This window comes from Streptomyces sp. CB02959 (genome assembly GCF_002803155.1).
In the GTDB taxonomy this organism is placed as follows: Bacteria; Actinomycetota; Actinomycetes; order Streptomycetales; family Streptomycetaceae; genus Streptomyces.
Window position 1 is genome coordinate 464,389 of record NZ_NNBP01000003.1, and the last position, 21,148, is coordinate 485,536.

Below are 21,148 nucleotides of genomic sequence, written 5' to 3' on the forward strand. Positions count from 1 at the left end.
CTGATCCCCGCGACACCGCACTGCGGTGCCGCGGGGAGGCTTGCCCGAGCGGCCTAAGGGAACAGTCTTGAAAACTGTCGTGGCGGCAACGCCACCGTGGGTTCAAATCCCACAGCCTCCGCAGGAAGAAGGCCCCTGACCTGGGAAACCCCGGTCGGGGGCCTTCGGCGTTCCCGGGTGCCGAGGGGCCGTGGGCGGGCCGGTGGGGGTTATTCGCCGAGGGCCTGGCGCTCTTCGGCTTCCTCCTCCTGGGCGTGGAGGTGTTTGAGGGCGGAGCGGGCGCCGGGGGTGTCGTCGCAGGTGGCCCAGAAGGGGTGGGTGACGACGTGTTCGGCGAGGCCGAGCCGGCGGGTGCGCAGCTCGGACACCTGGGCCGCCTCCTCGTCGGTCCAGCCCGGGGACTCGGGGCGTGCGGTCTCGTGGAAGTGGCCGTTTTCCTTGGTGTGCGTCCAGCCGGGGAGCGGTTCGACCGACCACGGCAGGCGCTTGTAGAGGTCCGCGAGGGTGGACTGGACCTGGTGCAGCTCCAGCTGTGCTTCCCGCAGGTCCTGGGGGAAGTCGTAGGTCTTCTGCTTGTCAGCCACAGCGGAAGGATACCGCTCACTCGTTCGATTCTGTGGGGGCGGCGCGGGGGCCGTGGGGGGTTTCACCCGGTTGGCGGCCGGGCGTCGGGGCGTTGCTCGTGGTGGGGGGCGGCGCGGGTCGGCCAGGTGGCAGGGAGGGGAAGCCGAAGAGGGCGGGAAGGCGGTCGGGGGGTGGGGTGCGGGAGCGGTTGGGGGTGGTTCGGGGAAATGGCTGGCGGGAGTGGCGGGGGGTGGTGAAGGTGGGGTCATGGAGCGTTCTTTTGAGGAATTGGTGGCGGAGGCCGCCGAGGTGTCGGTGGCGGGCTGGGACTTCTCCTGGTTGGACGGGCGGGCCACCGAGCAGCGGCCTTCGTGGGGGTATCAGCGGTCGCTGGGGGAGCGGCTGGCGCGGGCGTCGGCGGCGCTGGACATCCAGACCGGGGGCGGCGAGGTGCTCGCCGGCGCGGGGGCGTTTCCGCCGGTCATGGCGGCCACGGAGTCCTGGCCGCCGAACGTCGCCAAGGCGACCGGACTGCTGCATCCGCTGGGCGCGGTGGTGGTGGCGGACGAGGACGAACCGCCCCTGCCGTTCGGGGACGCGGCGTTCGACCTGGTGACCAGCCGGCATCCGGTGACGGTGTGGTGGGCGGAGATCGACCGGGTGCTGCGGCCGGGCGGCACGTATTTCTCCCAACAGGTCGGCCCGGCCAGTGCGTTCGAGTTGGTGGAGTATTTCCTGGGGCCGCAGCCGGCGGACGTGCGGCGGTCCCGGCATCCCGAGGACGCGCGGCGGGCGGCGGAAGCGGTGGGCTGGGAAGTCGTCGATCTGCGGCACGAAACGCTGCGGACCGAATTCTTCGACATCGGGGCCGTCGTCTACTTCCTGCGGAAGGTGGTGTGGATGGTGCCGGGATTCACCGTCGGGCAATACCTGGAGCAGTTGCGGGAGTTGGACCGGCTGATCCGCCGCGAGGGGGCGTTCGTGGCGCATACGACGCGGTTCCTGATCGAGGCGCGGAAGCCGGTCGGGTAGCGGCGCGCGGCGGTGCCCGGGGCCGTCCGCCCCGGGCGCTCAGCGGCGGGCCGCCGAGGCGAGGGTGGCGCGGGCCTCGGTCTCCGGGAGGCCGGTCTGGCGGGCCGCGGCGACCAGGCGTTCGGCGAGTTCCGGCCCGAGTCCGGATGCGTAGGCGCGGCAGGCGGCCCAGAAGAGGCGGGTGTTGCGCTGGCCGCGGGGGGAGGCGCGGACGAAGCGGAGGAGGGCGGCGGCGGGCTGCTGGGGGCGGGCGTGCGGGTCCGCGTACGGGGACGGGCACGGGCGGCCGGGCGGGGTGCCGAGCGGGGGGAGCAGGAGCGCCAGCAGGGCGGGCGGGGCCGGGGCGGGGCGGCGGGGCGCGTCCGGTGCGAGGACGTACCGGCCGCGGGTGGTGAGGGAGCCGGGGCCGACCAGATAGCCGCCCGCGCCGCGGACGTCGATGCCCGGGGCGAGCCGGCCGGCGGAGTTGGGGACCGCCGGCGCCGGCGGTCCGGTGAACCACAGGTGGCGGCCGCCGCTGGGGGTCAGGACGGTGACCGTCGGGGGGAGCGGGAAGCCGTGCGCCTCGGCGATGAGGCGGAGGGCGGTGCGGCCGTCGGCGCCGTGCTTGGTGTCGAGGTCGAGGCCGATGAGGTGGTGCGGGGCCCGGCCGCAGGCGATGCCGTAGCCGGTGGCCCAGGGGGCGGCGGCGAACATCCGGCGGATCGCGAGCGGGTCGGTGGCGGCGTCGTGGACGCCGTGGCCGAGGCGGCCGCAGGCGCCGCGGCAGGGCGGGGCGGGGCGGCCGCCGGGGGTGCCGGGGGCGTCGGATGTGCCGTGGTCGTGGTGCGGGGACCGCAGGGCGGGGAGCTTGCCGCGGGTCAGCGGGATGACGGGGTAGCCGAGCTCGGCGGCGAGGAGCGCGTGGGCGAGGGCGGCGTGGTGGGCGTCCGCGGGGGCGAGGGCGGGCCGCGGGGGTGCGGAGGTGCCGGGTGCCGTGCGGAGGGCCGGGCGCGGGTCGGGTCGTAGGCCGGCGGCGGCGGTCGGGAACGCGGCCGCGGACGGGTGTGCGGTGGGCGGTGCGATATGGCGTCGGGGCGTGGCCATGGCTCTATTTTCGTACGAATGTTCGATGAAGGGAAGGGGGTCGGGGTGGGCGTGCGGCGAAGATCACGTATGCGCCGGGTCCGTCGGAAGGCCGGGTGGCGAGCGCTTTCCTAGGGGCGACCGGCCCGTAGTGGATCACTGCGGAGTGCGGGGGTGGCGCGGGGGCGCGAGTGGGGGCGTCGGGGTTTACCCGGGGCTCCTCATGCTTGCGGGGGAATCGCTCGTTCGCCGCGGGTTCGCCGGGGATCGGGTGGGCAATCCTGAGGTCGCGACGTCGAGGCAGGTACCGCGGTGGTCGGCCAACTACCCGGTGGACACATGGAGTTAGCGCTTTACGGACCGGTCGGGACCGGTCGTCCGGAACGGGGGCCGGGAGGAACGGGACCCCGTCCGGGGGAGGGTCCCGCAGGCCGGGTCCTTTTGCCGGATCCAATCAGGTCAGAAGCTGGAAGTTTGCCTTCCGTAGGAGGAAGACATGGCAAGCACCCGTACCGCCCGTCTCATGGCTGTCGCTCTCGCACTGCCCTTCGCGGCGGCGCTCTGCACCGGTGTGGCGCAGGCCGACAACGGCGGCTTTGCGAGCAACGGGTCGAGCTCGGCCGCCACCAGCCAGCTGGGCACCGGTGTCGGTCATGACAACCACGGCAACTCCACGACCGGCCAGCAGGTGGCCAACGGTGCCGGCGCTTCGAACCAGAACAACACCGCCAGCGTGAACGGCCACGGCTTCACGGTCATCGACCAGGACAACGCCGACGTCGACTTCAACCAGATCTGGTGAGCCGGCCCGCCCCACCCGCGTGGGGCGGCTGATCGGCGGGTGATACGAGGTGCCGCGCGGTGGGCCGGTGGACCGCTCTGGGGTTCACCGCGCGGACCTTGACAGCGAGCGGGTTTCTGACGGACAGTCAGAAACCCGCTCGCTCGTTCGTACGGCCGTCACCCGAAGGAAGGCCCGCCGACGTGCACCTCGCCCCCACCGCGCGCCAGCAGCGACTGCGCGCCGAACTCCGCGCCTACTTCCGCGACCTGCTGCCGGACGGGCCGGTCACGGACCCGGCGGCACAGCGCACCGTGCTCCGCCGGATCGGCGCCGACGGCCTCCTGGGCCTGGGCTGGCCGACCGCCTACGGAGGGCAGGGACGCGGCCCCGACGAGCAGTTCGTCTTCTTCGACGAGGCGTACCGCGCGGGCGCCCCGGTCTCGATGGTCACGCTGAACACCGTCGGCCCGACGCTGATGAAGTACGGGACGCCGCGCCAGAAGGACTTCTTCCTGCCGCGCATCCTCAAGGGCGAGCTGGTCTTCGCGATCGGTTACACGGAGCCGGAGGCCGGTACGGACCTGGCGTCGCTGCGGACGCGGGCGGTGCGGGCGGCGGAGGAGAGGGAGGAAGGGGAGGGGGCGGCCGCCCCGGGAGGCGACGCGGGCGGCGCGGGCCCCGAGGGGGCGGGCGGCGGTCCGGAGGGTCCCGACTGGCTGATCGACGGCGGCAAGAGCTTCACCAGCAACGCCCACCAGGCCGACTGGATCTGGCTCGCCTGCCGCACCGACCCGGACGCGCCCCGGCACCAGGGCATCTCGATCATCCTCGTGCCGACCGACGCGCCCGGCTTCTCCTGGACCCCCATCGAGACCGTCGGCGGGCTGATGACCACCGCCACCTACTACGACGGGGTGCGCGTCCCGTACGGGAACCTCGTCGGGGCGGAGAACGCCGGCTGGGAGCTGATCACCAATCAACTCAACCACGAGCGGGTCGCGTTGGCGGCCATCGGCATGCAGGCCGAGGACGCCTACGAGGCCGCGCTGGCCCATGCCCGCACGCCGGACCCGGAGAGCGGGGAGCGGCCCGCCGACCGGGCCTGGGTGCGGTCCCGGCTCGCCGAGGCGCACGCCCGGCTGGCCGCCACCCGGCTGCTCAACTGGCGGCTGGTCGGCGACGTCGGCGCCGGGACGCTGAGCCCCGGGGACGCCAGCGGCGTCAAGTTCGCCGGGACCGAGAGCACGGTCGAGGTCTACCGGATGTGCCAGGAGGTGGTCGGCGACACCGCGCTCATCCGGGCCGGCTCGCCGGGCGCCTACGGGGACGGCGAGTTGGAGCGGATGAACCGCGCCGCGCAGATCAACACCTTCGGTGGCGGGGTCGGCGAGGTGCAGAGGGAGATCGTGGCCACGATGCGACTGGGCATGCGGAGGGGGCGGCGGCGGTGAGTGCGGACCAGGAGACCGCGGGGCGGGCCGGTGCGGGGGACGACGCCGCGTACGAGCGGGCGCTCAAGGCGTACGAGGGGCGGTCGGCGGCGACCGCGGGCGTGGGGAAGGACCCGGTCAACGAGGCGATGATCCGGCACTGGTGCGAGGCGATGGGCGACGCCCACCCCGCCTACCGCGGGCCGGACGCCGTCGCCCCGCCGACCATGCTCCAGGCGTGGACGATGGGCGGGCTCTCCGGTCACCAGGGCCGCAGCGGCGCCCACGACGAACTGTTCGCCCTGCTCGACGGCGCGGGCTACACCGCGGTCGTCGCCACCGACTGCGAGCAGGAGTACCTGCGGCCGCTGCGCCCCGGGGACGTGATCACCTTCGACGCGGTGATCGAGTCGGTGTCGGCGCGCAAGACCACCAAACTGGGCACCGGGCACTTCGTCACCACGCGGATGGACGTCCGGGCGAACGGGGAGGCGGCCGGGACGCACCGCTTCCGGATCCTCAAGTACGCGCCGGCGGCGCGCCGCGGCCCCGAGGGGCGGGGCGCCGACGGGCCGTCCCGGGGGAAGCGGCCCCGGCCGGTCGTCAACCGGGACAACGCCGGGTTCTGGGACGGCGTGGCCGACCGCAGGCTGCTGATCCAGCGCTGCGGCGGCTGCGGCGCGCTGCGCTTCCCCTGGCTGCCCGGGTGCAACGGCTGCGGTGCGGCGGAGTGGGACACCGTCGAGGCCGGGGGCGCGGGGACGGTCTATTCGTATGTGGTGATGCACCACCCGCCCTTCCCGGCCTTCGCCGCGCCCGGAGGGCCGGCCGGTGCGGCGGGCCCGTACGCGGTCGGGCTGATCGAGCTGGCGGAGGGGGTGCGGATGGTCAGCAACGTCGTCGGGGTGCCGTACGACCGGGTGCGGATCGGGATGCCGGTGCGGCTGGAATTCCTGCGGGTGGATGCGGAGTTGGTGCTTCCGGTCTTCCGGGCGGAGGCGGACCCGGATGCGGCGGCCGGGGCGGCGGGCGCGGGAGGCGAGGGCTGACGTGGACTTCACGCCTACGGACGAGCAGCGGGCCGCGGCCCGGCTGGCCGCGGAGATCTTCGGCGACCTGTCCACACCGGAGCGGCTGGCCGCCCTGGGCACCTCCGCCGACGCCGACCTGTGGAAGGCGCTGTGCGCGGCCGGACTGCCGGGCGCGGTGGAGGAGGCCGGGCTGCTGGGCCTGGTGCTGATGGCGGAGGAGCAGGGGCGGACCACCGCCCAGGTGCCGTTCGCGGCCAGTTGCGCCTACGGGCTGCTGGCCGTCGGCGCGCACGGCAGCGCGGCGCAGCGGGCACGGCTGCTGCCGGGGCTGCGGGACGGGACGGAGGTGGCGGCCGGGGCGTTCGCGCGGGCGGTGGGGTCCGGCGGGCCGCGGCCGGTCGCCGCCGGGGCGCCGGTGGACTCCGGCCGGGCCCGGCTGTCCGGGACGGTGCCCGTCGTCCCCTGGCTGTGCGGTGCCACGGTGCTGCTGGTCCCGGACGCGGAACGCCGGCTGTGGCTCGTCCGGGCCGACGAGCCCGGGGTCGGCGTCGAACCGGTGGCGACGACCGCGCCCTGGTCCGCGGGCCGGCTCACGCTGGACGGGGCCGCGGCCGAGCGGCTCGGCGGTCCGGGCGCGTACCACGCCCGGCACGCCCACGACGATGTGCTCGCCGTCGCCCGGACCGCCTTCGCCGGGCTCCAGGCGGGCGTGTGCGCGGGCGCGCTGGCCCGGGCGGTGGCGCACACCACCACCCGTGAGCAGTTCGGCCGCCCGCTCGCCACCAACCAGGGGGTCCAACTGCGGGCCGCCGAGGCGTACATGGACACCGAGGCGATCCGGGTCACCGCCTACGAGGCGGCCTGGCGCCGGGACGCCGGGCTGGACGCCGTGACGCATGCGCTGACCGCCGCCTGGTGGGCCTCCGAGGCCGGCAAACGGGTGGTGCACACCGGCCAGCACCTGCACGGCGGCATCGGCGCCGACCTCGACCACCCCGTGCACCGGCACTTCCTCTGGGGCCGGCAGCTCGACGCCCATCTGGGCGCCGGCGCCGAACTCCTCGAAGAGCTGGGCGCGTTGCTGACGAAGGAGCCGCAGGCATGACCACCGACGCCGCCCGGGACACCGACCGGGCCGCCGAGCCCCACCCGGGCCAGGAGCTCCCGCCCCACCCGGGCCAGGAGCTCCCGCCCCGCACGCTCCCCGTCACCCGCACCCTGATCGTCTCCGGGGCGCTCGCCTCGCGCGACTACCAGGACGTGCACCACGACGCCGAGGCGGCCCGGGAGAAGGGCTCCCCGGACATCTTCATGAACATCCTCACCACCAACGGCCTGGTCGGCCGCTACCTCACCGACCACTTCGGCCCGCGGTGCGTCCTGCGCAAGGTCGCCATCCGCCTCGGCGCGCCCAACTACCCAGGAGACACCATGGTGTTGAGCGGGACGGTCACCGCCGTCGACGGGGACCTGGTCGAGGTACGGGTCGTGGGGGCCAACGGCCTCGGCAACCACGTCACCGGGACCGTCACCGTGCGGCTGGAGGCGGTGGCCCGATGACCCGCCACCGCCCCGACACCCTCGGCGGCCGGGCCGCCGTCGTCGGCATCGGCGCCACCGAGTTCTCCAAGGACTCCGGGCGCAGCGAACTCAAGCTCGCCGTCGAGGCCGTGCACGCCGCGCTGGCCGACGCCGGGCTCACCCCGGCCGACGTGGACGGCCTGGTCACCTTCACCATGGACACCAACCCGGAGATCACCGTCGCCCAGGCGGCCGGCATCGGCGAGCTGACGTTCTTCTCCCGCGTCCACTACGGGGGCGGTGCGGCCTGCGCGACCGTCCAGCAGGCGGCCCTCGCGGTCGCCACCGGGCTCGCCGACGTGGTCGTCTGCTACCGCGCCTTCAACGAACGGTCCGGCCGCCGCTTCGGCGCGGGCGTGCAGCAGCGCGAACCGTCCGCCGAGGGCACCGCGCTGGGCTGGAACCTCCCCTTCGGCCTGCTCACCCCGGCCTCCTGGGTCGCCATGGCCGCCCAGCGCTACCTGCACACCTACGGCCTCACCCCGGACGCCTTCGGCCATGTCGCGGTCACCGACCGCCGGCACGCCGCCCGCAACCCGGCCGCGTACTTCCACGGCCGGCCGATCACGCTGGCCGACCACGCCGCCTCCCGCTGGATCGTCGAACCGCTGCGGCTGCTGGACTGCTGCCAGGAGACCGACGGCGCCCAGGCGCTGGTGGTGACCTCCGCCGAGCGGGCCCGCGACCTGCCGCACCCGCCCGCGGTGATCACCGCCGCGGCCCAGGGCGCCGGCCGTGCCCAGGAGCAGATGACCAGCTTCTACCGCGACGACCTCACCGGCCTGCCGGAGATGAACGTGGTCGCCCGCCAGCTGTGGCGCACCGCCGGCCTCACCCCGGCCGAGATCGACGTCGCCATCCTCTACGACCACTTCACGCCCTTCGTCCTCATGCAGCTGGAGGAGTTCGGCTTCTGCGGCCGCGGCGAGGCCGCCGACTTCGTGGCCGCCGACGCCCTCCCCCTGAACACCCACGGCGGCCAGCTCGGCGAGGCGTACCTGCACGGGATGAACGGCATCGCCGAGGGCGTGCGTCAGCTCCGCGGCAGCAGCGTCAACCAGGCCGGCACCCCCGCCCACGTCCTGGTCACCGCGGGCACCGGCGTGCCCACGTCGGGACTGGTGCTGGGGCGGGCGGGATAGCCCGGCGGGCACCGCGCCCCTAGGGGAGCGCCCGGCGCGCTCCCCCTTGAGGAGGTGTGGCAGGCCCCACCCCTACAACTTGAGAGGGACGCCGCTTCGGCACCTTGGGGCGACGCCCGCGCCCCACCCCCGCTTCTAGCGTGGAGCACATGACCACGCCAGTGTGCACAAGCGCCTCGACGCCCGCGACGTTCCCGTCGTTCGCGTCCTACGTACGGGCCCGGGGGCCGGTTCTGCTGCGTGCCGCACGGTCCCTGTCCTCGAACCCGAACGACGCCGAGGACCTCCTGCAGACCGCGCTCACCAAGACGTACGTGGCCTGGGAGCGGATCGAGGACCACCGTGCGCTGGACGGCTACGTCCGGCGTGCGCTGATCAACACCCGCACCTCCCAGTGGCGCAAGCGCAAGATCGAGGAGTTCGCCTGCGACGAGCTGCCCGAGCCGGACCCGGTGCCCGCGCCGGACCCGGCCGAGCTCCAGGGGCTGCGCGACGCGATGTGGCGCGCGATCATGCGGCTGCCGGCGCGGCAGCGCGCGATGGTCGTCCTCAGGTATTACGAGGACCTCAGCGAGGCCCAGACCGCCGAGGTCATGGAGGTCTCGATCGGCACGGTCAAGAGCGCCGTCTCGCGCGCCCTGGCCAAACTCCGCGAGGACCAGGAGCTGGCGGAACTGGGCCTTAGCCGCATCGCCGCCCAGGGCTTGCCGCCTAACGCCTAACGCCTAACGCCTGGCGAACGCGACGAAGTCGGTCCAGGCGGCCGGGGGGATGTGCAGGTGGGGGCCGGTGGCGTTTTTTGAGTCGCGGATGTGGATGGTGGTGGGGGCTACCTCTACGCAGTCGTTGATGTTGCTGCTGTCGCTGTAGCTGCTCTTGGTCCAAGCGACCTCTACGCACTCGTTGCCGTTGCCTTGGCCGCTGTAGCTGCTCTTGATCCACGCCAGTGCGGTGGCGTGCCCGACGGAGGGCTTGAGGCTCATGTCTCTCCCAGCAGTTTCTCGATGAAGGCCAGAGACTCCCGGGGCGTGAGAGCCTGGGCCCGGATGATCCCATAGCGCAGTTCGAGGATCCTGATCTGTTTCGGGTCGGAGATGACTGTGCTGGTGAATTGGTCATCAGGACGCACTACCGCTGAACCGTCCGCGAATTTCATGACCTCGATGTCACCGCCCATCCCGGCGTGGTCCTCGCGGTTCGTCGGCATGACCTGAACTTCGACGTTCCGCAACTGCGCTAACTGCAAGAGGTGTTCGAGCTGTCGACGCAGAACCATTGTGCCTCCGATGGGGCGGCGCAGGGTCACCTCCTCCTGGATGAACATGAGGGCCGGGGTGGGCTCACGGTCGTAGATCGACTGTCGAGCCATGCGCGCGGCTACGTTGCGCTCCACTTCGTCCGCCGAGTACGCGGGTCGGCGCATCTCATACAGCGCCCGCATGTATTCCTGGGTCTGTAGCAACCCGTGCAGGTTGTGCGTGCCATACGCGCTCAACTCGACCGCCTCGTCCTCCCACCGCTTCAGGTCCCGGACCTTCTTCGGGTAGCGGGCGCTCTCCACGTCCTCCGCCATCGCGGCGATCTTTCCGCCCGCGTTCAGGACTCTGTCCGCCTTGTCTAGGTAGTCCGGGCGCGGGATACGCACACCGCGCTCGATCTTGTAGACCAGGTCCGCGCTATACCCCATGGACTTGGCGAATTCGGGAACGCGCAGGCCAGCGGCTGTTCGCCAGAGCTTGAGCTGACGGCCCACCAGCATGACCGACGGCTGATCGTCGTCACCTGGAGCAAGCGGCCAACTGGAGTCGTCCGATGCGTCGTCTTGCATGCCCTCCACCTCCTGGACAGCCAAGACATCTTGTCCACTCCCTGGACATCACCGTCTGTATTGGCGTCACTACTTCTCAGGGTAGGTGCGCGCGACCACGCTGAGTCACGTGAATCAGCAAATTGTCGAGCCCAAGCTCCTGTTCCGAGTCCAGCTGTCCGCCACGCGCCGGGGCGCGCGTCTCGCCCGCCTCCTGGGTACCGAACAACTCCGGTCCTGGGGCCTTCCGTTCGAGGAGCCGGGTCAGGTGATCGCCGAGCTGGCCGCCAATGCCGTCTCACACGGCCGCGTACGAGGGCGTGACTTCCGCCTCGGCCTGGCGGCTGACGCGGACACGCTCTGTATCGGCGTTACCGACGCGCGGGGTGACCGGCTCCCGTTCCAACGGGCCGCGGCTGACGGTGAGTCGGGGCACGGGATGATCATCGTTGGAGCGTTGGCCAACCGGTGGGGAACGGCCCCGGGGCCGTTCCCGTGCAAGACGGTGTGGGCGGAGTTCGACCTGCCGATGTGGGGCTGACCGGGGCCCGGCGCAACGGGCGCCGGTGGCGCGGGACGCTCTAAGAACCCATAACCACAGGGAAAAAACCAACCAACCAAACCGAACCGAACCCCACGGGTTCGCACGCCTGTGTCGCACAGTGGGGTGATCCAGGGGCTCTGGGCTGGCTTTTCCGTGGCGGTGGGGTGCAGGCTCGGCGGCAACGCCCCCAAGTCCCCAGAAAGCAATCGGCCCCCGGCGGGACGGGCATCCCGGTCGAGGGCCTGACCACCCAGGAAGCAGAACCTTCCCGATGGCTATGAAGCAGTTTAATGCGCGCACTGGCGCGCCGTACACGGTTCACCGGTCCCCCGCAGGAGTGCACAAGGTGACCGAATTCCAGGAACCGGGCTACACCATCATTGGCGATCACCTCGCCCAGCACCACGAGTTGTCGCTCGGCGCGATCGGCCTCGCCGTGTACATCCTTTCGCTGCCCGAGGGCTCGCAGGTCGACATCCGCTCGTTGGCGAAGAGGTTCCCCGAAGGACGTGACCGGATCGCCGCCGGTCTACGGGAGCTGGAGCGGCACGGGTACCTGAAGCGGGTGACCAAGCGATTAGACGATGGCCGCCTGGTGACGGTCACGATCTCGTACAACAACCCGAGGGCGACGCAGACACGACAGGCGGGGGAGGCCGACGCCAGGCCCGTGCGGCCCCCGGCCACCGCACAGAGGAAGGCTTCGGCCCCGCCGGAACGGGCCGCGCCCACGGCGTCCGCTCCAGCGGCCAAAGCCGGGCCGTCGCTGCCCCGCCCCCGCTCCGCCCAGCACCTCACCACCGCAACTGCCCTCCTCGCCAACCTGCGCCGCGACGACGCCCGCCTCCTGCTCCCCGTACGGGACATCGACCGCCTCGCGCCGGGCGTGGCCGCCTGGCTGGAACGCGGGGTGTCTGCGGAGGCCGTCCGAAGAGCGCTGAGCGCGGATCTCCCGGACCCCGTCCGCAATCCGGCGGGCCTGGTCGCACACCGTCTCGCGGCCCTGCTGCCGCCGCCCCTCCCCGAGACGCCGCCGCCCCCAGAGCCCGCTCGTGCCGCGCGCGCTCCCTTCCACAACTGCGAGGGCTGCGAGCGCGCCATTCGTACTCCCGGCCCGGCGCGCTGTCGAGACTGCCGGTCCAACCACAGAGAGGCCGCCTAGCATGAACGCGACGATCCTTGCCCCTGGGCACAGAAGACGAGGAGCGAGCGCCATGACCATCGCACCCGACAGCGCGCGGCCGGGCCCCTCCCATGCCTATCGAGCCATGCGGGAGTTCGTTCAGTCCGTGGAGGACACCCTTCCCGGCAAGATCGAGATCACCAAGGAAGGACTCGTCCACGACATGATGTCGCCCGTGAAGCCGCACGAGCTAACTGCGCTGCATCTCCGGAAGCGTCTGGAGAAGGTCATGCCGGAGGAGATCGTGGCCCACACGGGCGAGCCAGATGTGGAGGACGAGCCCGAAAGCATCATGCGGCACCCCGACGTGATGGTGATCGACTTGGCCGATATGGAGGGTGACGGCTCCTTCGACCCCCGCACCCTCCTCGCCGCCATCGAAGTCGTCTCCCGCTCCAACCCCGACAACGACTGGGTGGGCAAGGTCCGCGACTACCCCCTGATGGGCATCCCGGTCTACGCGATCTTCGATCCCCGTACCGGCACCGGTGCCGTCTTCACGGACATCCACTCCACCCCGGACGGCCCGCGGTACGCCGTCCGCAAGGACTTCGTCTACGGTGAGGACGTGACGATCGCCGAGTGGACGATCTCGACGCGGGAGCTGCCGCGGTACGCCTAACCGCGTTGGCTGGGCTCCGCTTGGCATCACCTGCCCTTAGCGTCACCTGCCATGACTGTTGAAGCCGATCCCCCGGCAGAGCCCGATGTCACGCTCACCAGCCCGGCCGAGTTGTTGGCGGGCTATCTGGATTTCTACCGTGACGCCGTGCTGCGCAAGCTGGCCGGCCTGACCGACGAGGAACTGCGGGGCAGCCGGCTGCCGTCCGGCTGGGCGCCGCTGGAGCTGTTGAAGCATCTGGCCTATGTGGAGCTGCGCTGGTTGCAGTGGGGCTTCGCCGGGCAGCAGGTCGAACAGCCGTGGGGCGACATGGAGGCCCGTGGCGGCAGATGGCGTGTCGAGGCGGGTGAGACCGTCGAGGAGGTGACGGCGTTCTTCCGCGCCCAGTGCGAGCGGTCCCGCGCGATCGTCGCCGGCGCGCGGCTGGAGGACCGGATGGCCACGCTGGGGGGCCGGGTCCCGCCCGAGGAGGAGCGGCCGACGCTGATCTGGGTGCTGTTCCATTTGCTCCAGGAGTACGCGCGGCACGTCGGGCAGCTCGACGTCGTCCGGGAGCTTGCCGACGGCGTCACCGGCGAATAGCCGGAGGCGGGTGCCGTGTCTACACCTCCCGGCCAGCCATCAGCCGCTCCACCGACTCCTCCAGGGCGGCGATGCGGTCGGCGAGGCCGGTGGACTCGGCGCCCCGGGCGTCGCGGAGGAGCAGCTCGATCTGGACGAGGCGGCTGGCGATGTCCGACAGCCGGGCCTCGTCGCCGGCGGTGGGCGTCGCGGAACTCTCCGGTCCGGGGGGCCCGGGTCGGTGGGACTCGGACCGGTGGGGCTCGGCCTCGCGGACTTCGGGTCGGCGGGGCTCGACGGCCGCCGGCCCCTCGCCGCTCCCGGTCAGCAGGCGTTTCAACTGGTCTGCCTGGGAGGAGAGTTGGTGGTTCTTGCGGTAGAGGTCGAGGAAGACGTTGACCTTGGTGCGGAGCAGCCAGGGGTCGAAGGGCTTGATGAGGAAGTCTGCGGCGCCGACCGTGTAGCCGCGGTAGGCGTAGTTGGGGTCCACCGAGGCGCCGGTCAGCAGGATGATCGGGACGTCCTTCGTCTGGTCCAGGCCCTTGATGTTGGCCGCCGTCTCGAAGCCGTTCATGCCGGGCATCAGGACGTCGATGAGGACGACCGCGAACTCCTCGCGGAGCATGGCCTTCAGGGCCTCCTCGCCGGAGCGGGCGCGGACGACCTTCGGGGTCAGGGAGCTGAGGACCGCTTCGAGGGCGACCAGGTTCTCCTCCATGTCGTCGACGATGAGGATGGGCGCGGTGTCGGGTGGGGGCGGGGTCATGGCTGCGGCCCTTCCGTTCCCTCGTCGGAGGCGTCGTTCGGGGTGTCGGCCGATGCGGTGTCGGTCGGTGCGGTGTCCGCCGGAGGGTCGACCGGGGCGTCCGGCGGTGTGTCGGCCGACGGGGCTGCCGGTGTGTCGGCCGGCAGGTCGGTCGGGGCGGGGCCGGTCGTCGGTTCGATCAGGGCGGGCTCGGCCGTCGGGGAGCCGGCCGGCGCCTTGGCCGTCGGGTCCAGCAGTGCGCAGACGACCGACAGCAGGCGGTCCACGTCGACCGGTTTGGGGATGTAGTCGTCGGCGCCGCTCTCGATGGCCTTCTCCCGGTCGCCGGGCATGGCCTTGGCGGTCAGGGCGACGATCGGGAGGTCGGCGAAGCGGGGGGTGCGGCGGATGGCCCGGATCATCTCGTAGCCGTCCATCTCCGGCATCATGATGTCCATCAGGACCAGGGAGACGTCGGGGGTCTGGTCCAGGACCTCCAGGCCCTCGCGGCCGTTCTCGGCGTATTTGACGTTGATGCCCACCCGGCCGAGGACGTGGGTGAGCGCGAAGACGTTGCGGATGTCGTCGTCGACGATGAGGATCCGGCGCTTGGCGAGGACCCGTCCGGGGCGGCCGCTGAGCCAGTCCTTGAGGCGGGTGGCCTCGGGCCAGGTCACGTCGCCGCTGTCACCGGGGCGGATCACCGCGCGGGCGGCGAGGCCCTCCTGACCGGGGAAGATGTCGCCCGGGGGCGGGGCGGCGGTGACCGGTGGGGCGGTGAGCTGTTCGGCCAGGACCGGGCGGGCGGGGCGGGCGGGCCGGGCCGGGAGCGCGGTGGGCGCGGGGGCCGTCGGGCCGAGGGCCGCGGCGGCGGGTCCCTCGGTGTCCGCGGGGACGAGGGCGGCGGCCGGGCCGCCGGCGCCCGATGCCGTGCTGGTGGCCGGTGCGGTGGACGGCCCGGTGTAGCGGGCGGGGACGTAGAGGGTGAAGGTGGAGCCGACGTCGACCTGGCTCTCGGCCTTGATGCGGCCGCCGAGCAGCGCGGCCATGTCGCGGCTGATGGAGAGGCCGAGGCCGGTGCCGCCGTATTTGCGGTTGGTGGTGCCGTCGGACTGCTGGAAAGCCTCGAAGATTCCGTCGAGTTTCTCCGGCGGAATACCGATGCCGGTGTCCTTGACGGACAGGGCGATGACGGCGTCCGCGGTACGCAGGGAAACCTCCTCGAATTGGCTGCACTGGTGGCCGGGGACCCGTTCCACGATGAGTTCCACGCCGCCGGTGGAGGTGAATTTCACCGCGTTGGACAGGAGGTTGCGGAGGATCTGCTGGAGGCGCTGTTCGTCGGAGAAGAGTTCCGCGGGGACGTCGTCGCCGACCCGGACGTCGAAGCTCAGGCCGCGGTCGACGGTGAGCGGGCGGAAGGTGGCCCGTACGTAGTCGAGGAGTTTCTTCAGCGGCAGGGCCTTGGGGTGGACGTCCATCCGGCCGGCCTCGATCTTCGACAGGTCCAGGATGTCGTTGATGAGTTGCAGCAGGTCGGATCCGGCGCGGTGGATGGTGACCGCGAATTCCACCTCCTGCGGGCTGAGATGGCCTTCGGGGTTGTCGGCGAGCAGGCGGGAGAGGACCAGCAGCGAGTTGAGCGGGGTGCGCAGCTCGTGCGACATGTTCGCCAGGAATTCGGATTTGTACTGGGAGGAGGTGGCGAGCAGGGCGGCCTTCTCCTCCAGCTCGGCGTTGGTGAGTTGCAGCTCGTCGGAGCGCTGGCGGAGTTCGGCGGTCAGCCGCTGGGATTCCGAGAGCAGGGATTCCGTACGGGAGTTGGCGATGATGGTGTTGATGGAGACGCCGATGGTGTTCACGAACTGGTCGATGAAGGCGAGGTGGACATCGCTGAAGCGGCTGAAGGAGGCCAGTTCGATCACGCCGAGGACATGGTCCTCGAAGAGGATCGGCAGGATGACGACGCTGGCGGGGGCGGCTGCGCCGAGTCCGGAGCTGATGGTGAGGTAGTCGGTGGGGACGGCCTCGACGAGGATGCGTTTCTTCTCCGTCGCGGCCTGGGTGATCAGGCCCCAGCCGGGGCTGCCCATCCGCAGTCGGGGCAGGCCGCTGCGGCCCTCGGTGCGGCCGGTGCCGTAGCCGGCGATCAGTTCCAGGCCCTCGCCGGGCGCGGCGCCCGCCTCGGCCAGGAAGAACGCGCCGAACTGGGCGTTCACCAGCGGGGTCAGCTCGCGCAGGATCAGGTCGGCGACCTCGACCAGGTCGCGGTGGCCCTGCATCAGGCCGGCGATGCGGGTCAGGTTGGACTCCAGCCAGTCCTTGGCGCGGGTGGTCTCGCGGAGGTTGGCGACCATGAGGTTGATGTTGTTCTTCAGGGCGGCGACCTCGCCCTGGGCGTCGACGGTGATCGAGGGGGACATGTCGCCCTGGGTGACCGCGCTGGTCACCGCGGCGATCGCGCGCACCTGCGTGGTGAGGTTGAGGGCGAGCTCGTTGACGCTGGTGGTGAGCTGCTTCCAGGTGCCGTAGACGCCCTCGACCCGGGCCTGGCCGCCGAGTTGGCCCTCGCTGCCGACCTCGCGGGCCACCCGGGTCACCTCGGAGGCGAACGAGGAGAGGGTGTCGACCATCGTGTTGATCGTCGTCTTGAGTTCCAGGATCTCGCCGCGGGCGTCGACGTCGATCTTCTTGGAGAGGTCGCCGCGCGCCACCGACGTCGCCACCTCGGCGATGTTGCGGACCTGGGAGGTGAGGTTGTCCGCCATGGAGTTGACGTTGTCGGTGAGGTTCTTCCAGACGCCGGAGACGCCGTGCACCTGGGCGCGGCCGCCGAGCCGGCCCTCGGTGCCGACCTCGCGGGCGACCCGGGTGACCTCGTCGGCGAACGCCCGGAGCTGCTTGACCATGGTGTTCACGGTGTCCTTGAGTTCCAGGATCTCGCCGCGGGCGTCCACGTCGATCTTCTTGGTGAGGTCGCCGTTGGCGACGGCGGTGGTCACCTGGGCGATGTTGCGGACCTGCGAGGTGAGGTTCAGGGCCATGAAGTTGACGTTGTCGGTGAGCTCCTTCCAGACCCCGGAGACGCCGCGGACCTGCGCCTGACCGCCGAGGTTGCCCTCGGTGCCGACCTCGCGGGCGACCCGGGTGACCTCGTCGGCGAAGGCGGAGAGCTGGTCGACCATGGTGTTGATGGTCGACTTGAGCTCCAGGATCTCGCCCTTCGCCTCGACGGTGATCTTCTTGCCGAGGTCGCCCTCGGCGACGGCGGTGGCGACCAGGGCGATGTTGCGGACCTGCGTGGTGAGGTTGTCCGCCATGAAGTTGACGCTCTCGGTGAGGTCCTTCCAGACGCCGGAGACGCCGCGGACCTGGGCGCGGCCGCCGAGCTGGCCTTCGGTGCCGACCTCGCGGGCGACCCGGGTGACCTCGTCGGCGAAGGCGGAGAGCTGGTCGACCATGGTGTTGATGGTCGACTTGAGTTCCAGGATCTCGCCGCGGGCGTCCACGGTGATCTTCTGGCTGAGGTCGCCGTTGGCGACGGCGGTGGTCACCTGGGCGATGTTGCGGACCTGCCAGGTCAGGTTGGACGCCATGAGGTTGACGTTGTCGGTGAGGTCCTTCCAGACGCCGGAGACGCCGCGGACCTGGGCGCGGCCGCCGAGCTGGCCTTCGGTGCCGACCTCGCGGGCGACCCGGGTGACCTCGTCGGCGAACGCCCGCAGCTGGTCGACCATGGTGTTGACGGTGAGCTTGAGCTCCAGCAGCTCGCCGGTGGCCTCGACCGTCACCTGCTGGGTGAGGTCGCCGCCGGCCACCGCCGTGGTCACCACCGCGATGTCCCGGACCTGCGCGGTCAGCCGGGACGCCATGGTGTTGACCGCCTCGGTCACGTTCAGCCAGTCGCCGGAGAGGCCCTGCACCTTGGCCCGGCCGCCGAGCCGGCCTTCGGTGCCGACCTCGCGGGCGACCCGGGTGACCTCGCCGGTGAACAGCGAGAGCTGGTCGACGACGCGGTTGACGCAGCTGGCCAGGCGGCGCAGGTCGCCGCGGAGCTGGCGGCTGCCGTCGTGCAGGTCGACATGGCGGGTCAGGTCGCCGTCGGCGACCGAGTCCAGCACCCGGGTGGCCTTGGCGACGGGGGTGACCACCGCCTCCAGGACCGCGTTGGCGGCCTCGACGTTGGTGGACCAGCCGCCCTGGCCGGGGCTGGCGCTGATCCGTTCGTCCAGCCGGCCCTGGCGGATGACCTCGCGGCGCAGCCGCTGGAGTTCGGTGGCCAGGTGGGCGTTGCGGGCGACGATCTGCGCGAAGACGTCGGTCATGTCGGCCAGCACGCCGTCGGCCGGCGGGTCGCCCGGACCGGGCTCGGCGCGGGCGGTGAAGTCGCCGTCCCGTAGGGCGTTCATGGCGGCCAGGAGGGGGCGCAGCTCGCTGGTGCGCACCCACTGGCCGTCGGGGCGGGGGTCCGGGGGCGACGCCGCGGACTCTGGCCGGGTCGGGTCGGGCACCATGGCACACCATCCCCCCAGTGATCGAAACCGAACATGAACCGAACGGGGGCCGGGTCGGCCGGCTGGGGCAGAGGCCGTCCGGCGCGTCCCGGGGCGGTCCGGAGCCGTTCCGGAGCTGTCCCGGTGGGGTCCCGAGGCGGTCCGGAACTGATCGAAGTGGGCAGATATGTCATAGTATAAAGCGCCCGTAATGAGTTGCTTTTCCAGATTCATCAGGGGGCGCAGTGACCTCGCTGTCCCCGCGGACGACGGCCCCGCAGCGGACCGAAACGGTGTCCCGCACCGGGCTCCCGGCGAACCAGCTGGCCGCCGCCGGGGCCCGCAGGTTCGTGCGCACCCTGCTGACCGAACGGGCGGCCGCCCCGGACGCCGCCCCCGGCGCGGCGGCGATCAGCCAGGAGCTCATCGACCAGGCCGTCCTCCTGGTCAGCGAACTGGTCACCAACGCCGTGATGTACGCGGGAACCGACATCGACGTCACCTGCCGGCTGGAGTACGGGCGCAAGCCGGCGCAGGGACGCGGTCACGGCCCGGCGGCCCGCGGCGCCGGGCGGCCGGGCCCGGCCACCGTCGCCGTCGTCCTGGAGGTCTCCGACCGCCATCCCTCGCGCGTGGTGCGCGGCGGGGTGGACGCCCGCAGCGGCGAGCCCGGCTACGGCCTCCAGCTGGTCAGCGCGCTCGCCGAGTCCTGGGGGGTGACCTACCGCAAGGCCACCAAGACGGTCTGGTTCCGCCTGGAGGCCACCGAGGGCGAGAAGGAGGCCGCGCCGGCCGGTCCGGCCCGGCATCCGCACGGCGCCGCGACCCCGGTCCGGGTGCCGCAGGGGCACGGCGACGCCGCCGAGTGGGTCGACCGCGGCGGCCCCTCGTTCCTCGCCGAGACCAGTGAGCTGCTGGCCGGCCAGCTCGACCAGGACATGGTCACCGCGCTCGCCGCCCAGCTGCTGGTGCCCCGCCTCGCCGACTGGTGCGCGATCTGGCTGAGCGTCGAGGGCGGCGGGATGGCGCTCTCCCGGGTCTGGCACGTCGACGAACGGCGGATCGGGCCGCTCCGCAGCGACCTGGAGCGCGACCCGCCCACCGACATCGCCGGCACCGGCGGCACCCCCTGGCCCTGGCCGGAACGCGCCGGTGCGTCCCCGTCGGGCGGCTCGGCACTGGCCTTCCCCCTCGTGGCCCGCGGCGAACTCCAGGGCGTCCTGCTGCTGGGCCGGGCGGGCAAGCTGACGATGACCGACACCGTCGTCCGCATGGTGGAAGACGTCGCCCGCCGGGTCGCCCAGGCCGTCCACACCGCCCGCCAGTACACCCGGCAGACCACCATCAGCCTGGCCCTCCAGCGCCGCCAGCTGCCTGCCTCGCTGGCCAGCATCCCCGGCGTGGCCACCGCGATCGTCTACGAGCCGCACGGCGAGGGCCAGACCGTCGGCGGCGACTTCTACGACGTCTTCCCCATGGGCGAGCGCCGCTGGTGCTTCCTCCTGGGGGACGTGCAGGGCAAGGACCCCGAGGCGATGTCGGTGACCGGGCTGGCCCGCCACCTGGTGCGGCTGCTGGCCCGCGAGGGCCACGGCGTCGAATCGGTCCTCGCCCGGCTGAATCTGGCCATGGCCGAGGAGAGCGCGGAGGCGGTGGAACTCGGCGGCGAACAGGCCACCTCCCGCTTCCTGAGCCTGCTCTACGGGGAACTGGCCGTCGATCCCACCGCCCCCGGGGCCCGGTGCACCGTCGCCAGCGCCGGGCACCCGCCGCCGCTCCACATGTTCACCGACGGCATCGTGGAGCCGGCCTCCGACCCGCAGATGCTGCTGGGCATCGACGAGGGCACCGAGTACCACGCCAGCACCTTCCTCCTCGCGCCCGGCGAGACGCTGCTCTGCGTCACCGACGGAGTCACCGAACGCCGGTGCGGAAACTGGCAGTTGGACGACAACGACGGGCTGGTCGAGGTGCTGCGGGACGGCCTCGGCCTGGGCGCCAAGGCCCTGGCGGAGCACGTCCGCCGAGCCGCCCACGACTTCGGCACCGGCCCGGTGGAGGACGACCTCTCGGTCCTCGTCCTCCAGGCGGTGCCACCTAAGCCGGACCTGATGCGGTGACGTCCCTAAGGTGTGCCGACCTACGCCAAAAGGTCCCACCTGCGGAGACGGACGCTGCGGAGACGGGGGGCTGTGGTCGCCGAGTCAGACGATCAAGTGGTCGAACTCGCCGGCCTTGACGCCGAGGATGAACGCACGAAGTTTCTCCACGGACGTCGTGACAATCACGTTTGGATCGTCACTTTCACGCATCGTGATTTCTCCGTCAACGGTGGCCAGCTCGATGCAGCTCTGGTTGTCGTCCGGCCCGGAGAAAGACGACTTCTGCCAGTTGATTGCGTCGGTCATGCCGGTGAACTCCCATTTCTTGTGCGATGCGTTGGATGTGTTTGCCGTAGCTCGGCGCCCAATCGGTTCTGGCGGGTGATGGGGTAGCTCCTCGGCGGCATGGGCGCCCCCCTGTTCTCTGCGTAGAAGTGTGCCGCCCCGCGGTGCCACGGGCTC

At 71.9% G+C, this 21,148-nt stretch carries 20 protein-coding genes and 1 tRNA gene; 14 read left to right on the forward strand and 7 right to left on the reverse strand.

Annotation, left to right across the window (positions count from 1 at the left end):
- Nucleotides 1-34: 34 nt before the first annotated feature.
- A tRNA-Ser gene (locus tag CG747_RS07805) sits at nucleotides 35-121 on the forward strand.
- Between the two features lie 88 nt (nucleotides 122-209).
- On the opposite strand, the gene CG747_RS07810 is transcribed toward CG747_RS07805, so the two are convergent.
- Entirely contained in the window at nucleotides 210-584 is a 375-nt protein-coding gene (locus CG747_RS07810; protein ID WP_100600881.1) for a hypothetical protein, read from the reverse strand.
- Nucleotides 585-831: 247 nt separating this feature from the next.
- Between CG747_RS07810 and CG747_RS07815 the strand changes: the two genes are divergently transcribed.
- Entirely contained in the window at nucleotides 832-1,596 is a 765-nt protein-coding gene (locus CG747_RS07815) for a methyltransferase domain-containing protein (RefSeq protein ID WP_100600882.1), read from the forward strand.
- A 39-nt stretch (nucleotides 1,597-1,635) separates the two neighbouring features.
- Here CG747_RS07815 and CG747_RS07820 read toward each other — a convergent pair whose 3' ends face one another.
- Nucleotides 1,636-2,682 (reverse strand): bifunctional DNA primase/polymerase, encoded by a 1,047-nt coding sequence (locus tag CG747_RS07820; RefSeq protein WP_100600883.1) that lies wholly within the window; start codon nucleotides 2,680-2,682, stop codon nucleotides 1,636-1,638.
- 475 nt (nucleotides 2,683-3,157) lie between these two features.
- On the opposite strand from CG747_RS07820, the gene CG747_RS07825 reads away from it, so the two are divergent.
- The 7 genes from CG747_RS07825 (at nucleotide 3,158) to CG747_RS07855 (ending at nucleotide 9,351) form a co-directional block, all read left to right on the forward strand.
- Nucleotides 3,158-3,463 carry a hypothetical protein gene (locus CG747_RS07825; RefSeq protein WP_100600884.1) on the forward strand — a complete coding sequence of 102 codons (306 nt, stop codon included), beginning with the start codon at nucleotides 3,158-3,160 and terminating at the stop codon, nucleotides 3,461-3,463.
- 182 nt (nucleotides 3,464-3,645) lie between these two features.
- Nucleotides 3,646-4,896, forward strand: a complete 1,251-nt coding sequence (locus CG747_RS07830) for an acyl-CoA dehydrogenase family protein (RefSeq protein ID WP_100600885.1) — start codon at nucleotides 3,646-3,648, stop codon at nucleotides 4,894-4,896.
- A complete protein-coding gene (locus tag CG747_RS07835; RefSeq protein ID WP_100600886.1) occupies nucleotides 4,893-5,924 on the forward strand; it encodes a bifunctional MaoC family dehydratase N-terminal/OB-fold nucleic acid binding domain-containing protein in 1,032 nt (343 codons plus the stop codon). The genes CG747_RS07830 and CG747_RS07835 overlap by 4 nt, the downstream gene beginning before the upstream one ends.
- A 1-nt stretch (nucleotide 5,925) precedes the next feature.
- Nucleotides 5,926-7,011: an acyl-CoA dehydrogenase family protein gene (locus CG747_RS07840; protein WP_100600932.1), complete on the forward strand. Its 1,086-nt coding sequence runs from the start codon at nucleotides 5,926-5,928 to the stop codon at nucleotides 7,009-7,011.
- Nucleotides 7,008-7,466, forward strand: a complete 459-nt coding sequence (locus CG747_RS07845; RefSeq protein WP_100600887.1) for a MaoC family dehydratase — start codon at nucleotides 7,008-7,010, stop codon at nucleotides 7,464-7,466. The genes CG747_RS07840 and CG747_RS07845 overlap by 4 nt, the downstream gene beginning before the upstream one ends.
- Entirely contained in the window at nucleotides 7,463-8,629 is a 1,167-nt protein-coding gene (locus CG747_RS07850) for a lipid-transfer protein (protein WP_100600888.1), read from the forward strand. The genes CG747_RS07845 and CG747_RS07850 overlap by 4 nt, the downstream gene beginning before the upstream one ends.
- 149 nt (nucleotides 8,630-8,778) lie before the next feature.
- Nucleotides 8,779-9,351 (forward strand): SigE family RNA polymerase sigma factor, encoded by a 573-nt coding sequence (locus CG747_RS07855; protein ID WP_100600889.1) that lies wholly within the window; start codon nucleotides 8,779-8,781, stop codon nucleotides 9,349-9,351.
- A gap of 3 nt (nucleotides 9,352-9,354) precedes the next feature.
- Here CG747_RS07855 and CG747_RS07860 read toward each other — a convergent pair whose 3' ends face one another.
- Entirely contained in the window at nucleotides 9,355-9,612 is a 258-nt protein-coding gene (locus tag CG747_RS07860) for a DUF397 domain-containing protein (RefSeq protein WP_100600890.1), read from the reverse strand.
- On the reverse strand, nucleotides 9,609-10,457 hold the full coding sequence (locus tag CG747_RS07865; protein WP_100600933.1) for a helix-turn-helix transcriptional regulator: 849 nt from the start codon (nucleotides 10,455-10,457) through the stop codon (nucleotides 9,609-9,611). Before CG747_RS07865 ends, CG747_RS07860 begins: the two co-directional genes overlap by 4 nt.
- Nucleotides 10,458-10,566: 109 nt before the next feature.
- Here CG747_RS07865 and CG747_RS07870 point away from each other — a divergent pair, with 109 nt between their 5' ends.
- The 4 genes from CG747_RS07870 to CG747_RS07885 all read left to right on the forward strand — a co-directional run bounded on the left by CG747_RS07870 (nucleotide 10,567) and on the right by CG747_RS07885 (nucleotide 13,367).
- Nucleotides 10,567-10,977, forward strand: coding sequence for an ATP-binding protein (locus CG747_RS07870; protein ID WP_100600891.1), 411 nt, complete (start codon nucleotides 10,567-10,569; stop codon nucleotides 10,975-10,977).
- A 349-nt stretch (nucleotides 10,978-11,326) separates the two neighbouring features.
- Nucleotides 11,327-12,142, forward strand: coding sequence for a DNA-binding protein (locus CG747_RS07875; RefSeq protein WP_100600892.1), 816 nt, complete (start codon nucleotides 11,327-11,329; stop codon nucleotides 12,140-12,142).
- A gap of 52 nt (nucleotides 12,143-12,194) precedes the next feature.
- Nucleotides 12,195-12,785, forward strand: a complete 591-nt coding sequence (locus CG747_RS07880) for a Uma2 family endonuclease (protein WP_100600893.1) — start codon at nucleotides 12,195-12,197, stop codon at nucleotides 12,783-12,785.
- Nucleotides 12,786-12,836: 51 nt separating this feature from the next.
- Nucleotides 12,837-13,367: a DinB family protein gene (locus CG747_RS07885; protein WP_180985432.1), complete on the forward strand. Its 531-nt coding sequence runs from the start codon at nucleotides 12,837-12,839 to the stop codon at nucleotides 13,365-13,367.
- Nucleotides 13,368-13,386: 19 nt separating this feature from the next.
- Here the strand turns inward: CG747_RS07885 and CG747_RS07890 are convergent, their stop codons facing one another.
- The gene (locus CG747_RS07890) at nucleotides 13,387-14,112 is read right to left on the reverse strand and encodes a two-component system response regulator (protein WP_100600894.1); all 726 of its coding nucleotides are present in this window, start codon (nucleotides 14,110-14,112) and stop codon (nucleotides 13,387-13,389) included.
- Entirely contained in the window at nucleotides 14,109-18,605 is a 4,497-nt protein-coding gene (locus tag CG747_RS07895; protein WP_100600895.1) for a HAMP domain-containing protein, read from the reverse strand. Before CG747_RS07895 ends, CG747_RS07890 begins: the two co-directional genes overlap by 4 nt.
- 224 nt (nucleotides 18,606-18,829) lie before the next feature.
- On the opposite strand from CG747_RS07895, the gene CG747_RS07900 reads away from it, so the two are divergent.
- Complete coding sequence (locus tag CG747_RS07900) at nucleotides 18,830-20,704, forward strand: SpoIIE family protein phosphatase (RefSeq protein ID WP_100600896.1); 1,875 nt, start codon at nucleotides 18,830-18,832, stop codon at nucleotides 20,702-20,704.
- 84 nt (nucleotides 20,705-20,788) lie between these two features.
- On the opposite strand, the gene CG747_RS07905 is transcribed toward CG747_RS07900, so the two are convergent.
- A complete protein-coding gene (locus CG747_RS07905) occupies nucleotides 20,789-20,992 on the reverse strand; it encodes a DUF397 domain-containing protein (RefSeq protein ID WP_100600897.1) in 204 nt (67 codons plus the stop codon).
- Nucleotides 20,993-21,148 lie beyond the last annotated feature (156 nt).

Coding starts and splice junctions, on each gene's coding strand:
- CG747_RS07890 (WP_100600894.1), bottom strand. CDS start 14,112: ATGACCCCGCCCCCACCCGACACCGCGCCCATCCTCATCGTCGACGAC.
- CG747_RS07860 (WP_100600890.1), bottom strand. CDS start 9,612: ATGAGCCTCAAGCCCTCCGTCGGGCACGCCACCGCACTGGCGTGGATC.
- CG747_RS07815 (WP_100600882.1), top strand. CDS start 832: ATGGAGCGTTCTTTTGAGGAATTGGTGGCGGAGGCCGCCGAGGTGTCG.
- CG747_RS07880 (WP_100600893.1), top strand. CDS start 12,195: ATGACCATCGCACCCGACAGCGCGCGGCCGGGCCCCTCCCATGCCTAT.
- CG747_RS07825 (WP_100600884.1), top strand. CDS start 3,158: ATGGCAAGCACCCGTACCGCCCGTCTCATGGCTGTCGCTCTCGCACTG.
- CG747_RS07820 (WP_100600883.1), bottom strand. CDS start 2,682: ATGGCCACGCCCCGACGCCATATCGCACCGCCCACCGCACACCCGTCC.
- CG747_RS07845 (WP_100600887.1), top strand. CDS start 7,008: ATGACCACCGACGCCGCCCGGGACACCGACCGGGCCGCCGAGCCCCAC.
- CG747_RS07885 (WP_180985432.1), top strand. CDS start 12,837: ATGACTGTTGAAGCCGATCCCCCGGCAGAGCCCGATGTCACGCTCACC.
- CG747_RS07855 (WP_100600889.1), top strand. CDS start 8,779: ATGACCACGCCAGTGTGCACAAGCGCCTCGACGCCCGCGACGTTCCCG.
- CG747_RS07895 (WP_100600895.1), bottom strand. CDS start 18,605: ATGGTGCCCGACCCGACCCGGCCAGAGTCCGCGGCGTCGCCCCCGGAC.
- CG747_RS07865 (WP_100600933.1), bottom strand. CDS start 10,457: ATGCAAGACGACGCATCGGACGACTCCAGTTGGCCGCTTGCTCCAGGT.
- CG747_RS07850 (WP_100600888.1), top strand. CDS start 7,463: ATGACCCGCCACCGCCCCGACACCCTCGGCGGCCGGGCCGCCGTCGTC.
- CG747_RS07905 (WP_100600897.1), bottom strand. CDS start 20,992: ATGACCGACGCAATCAACTGGCAGAAGTCGTCTTTCTCCGGGCCGGAC.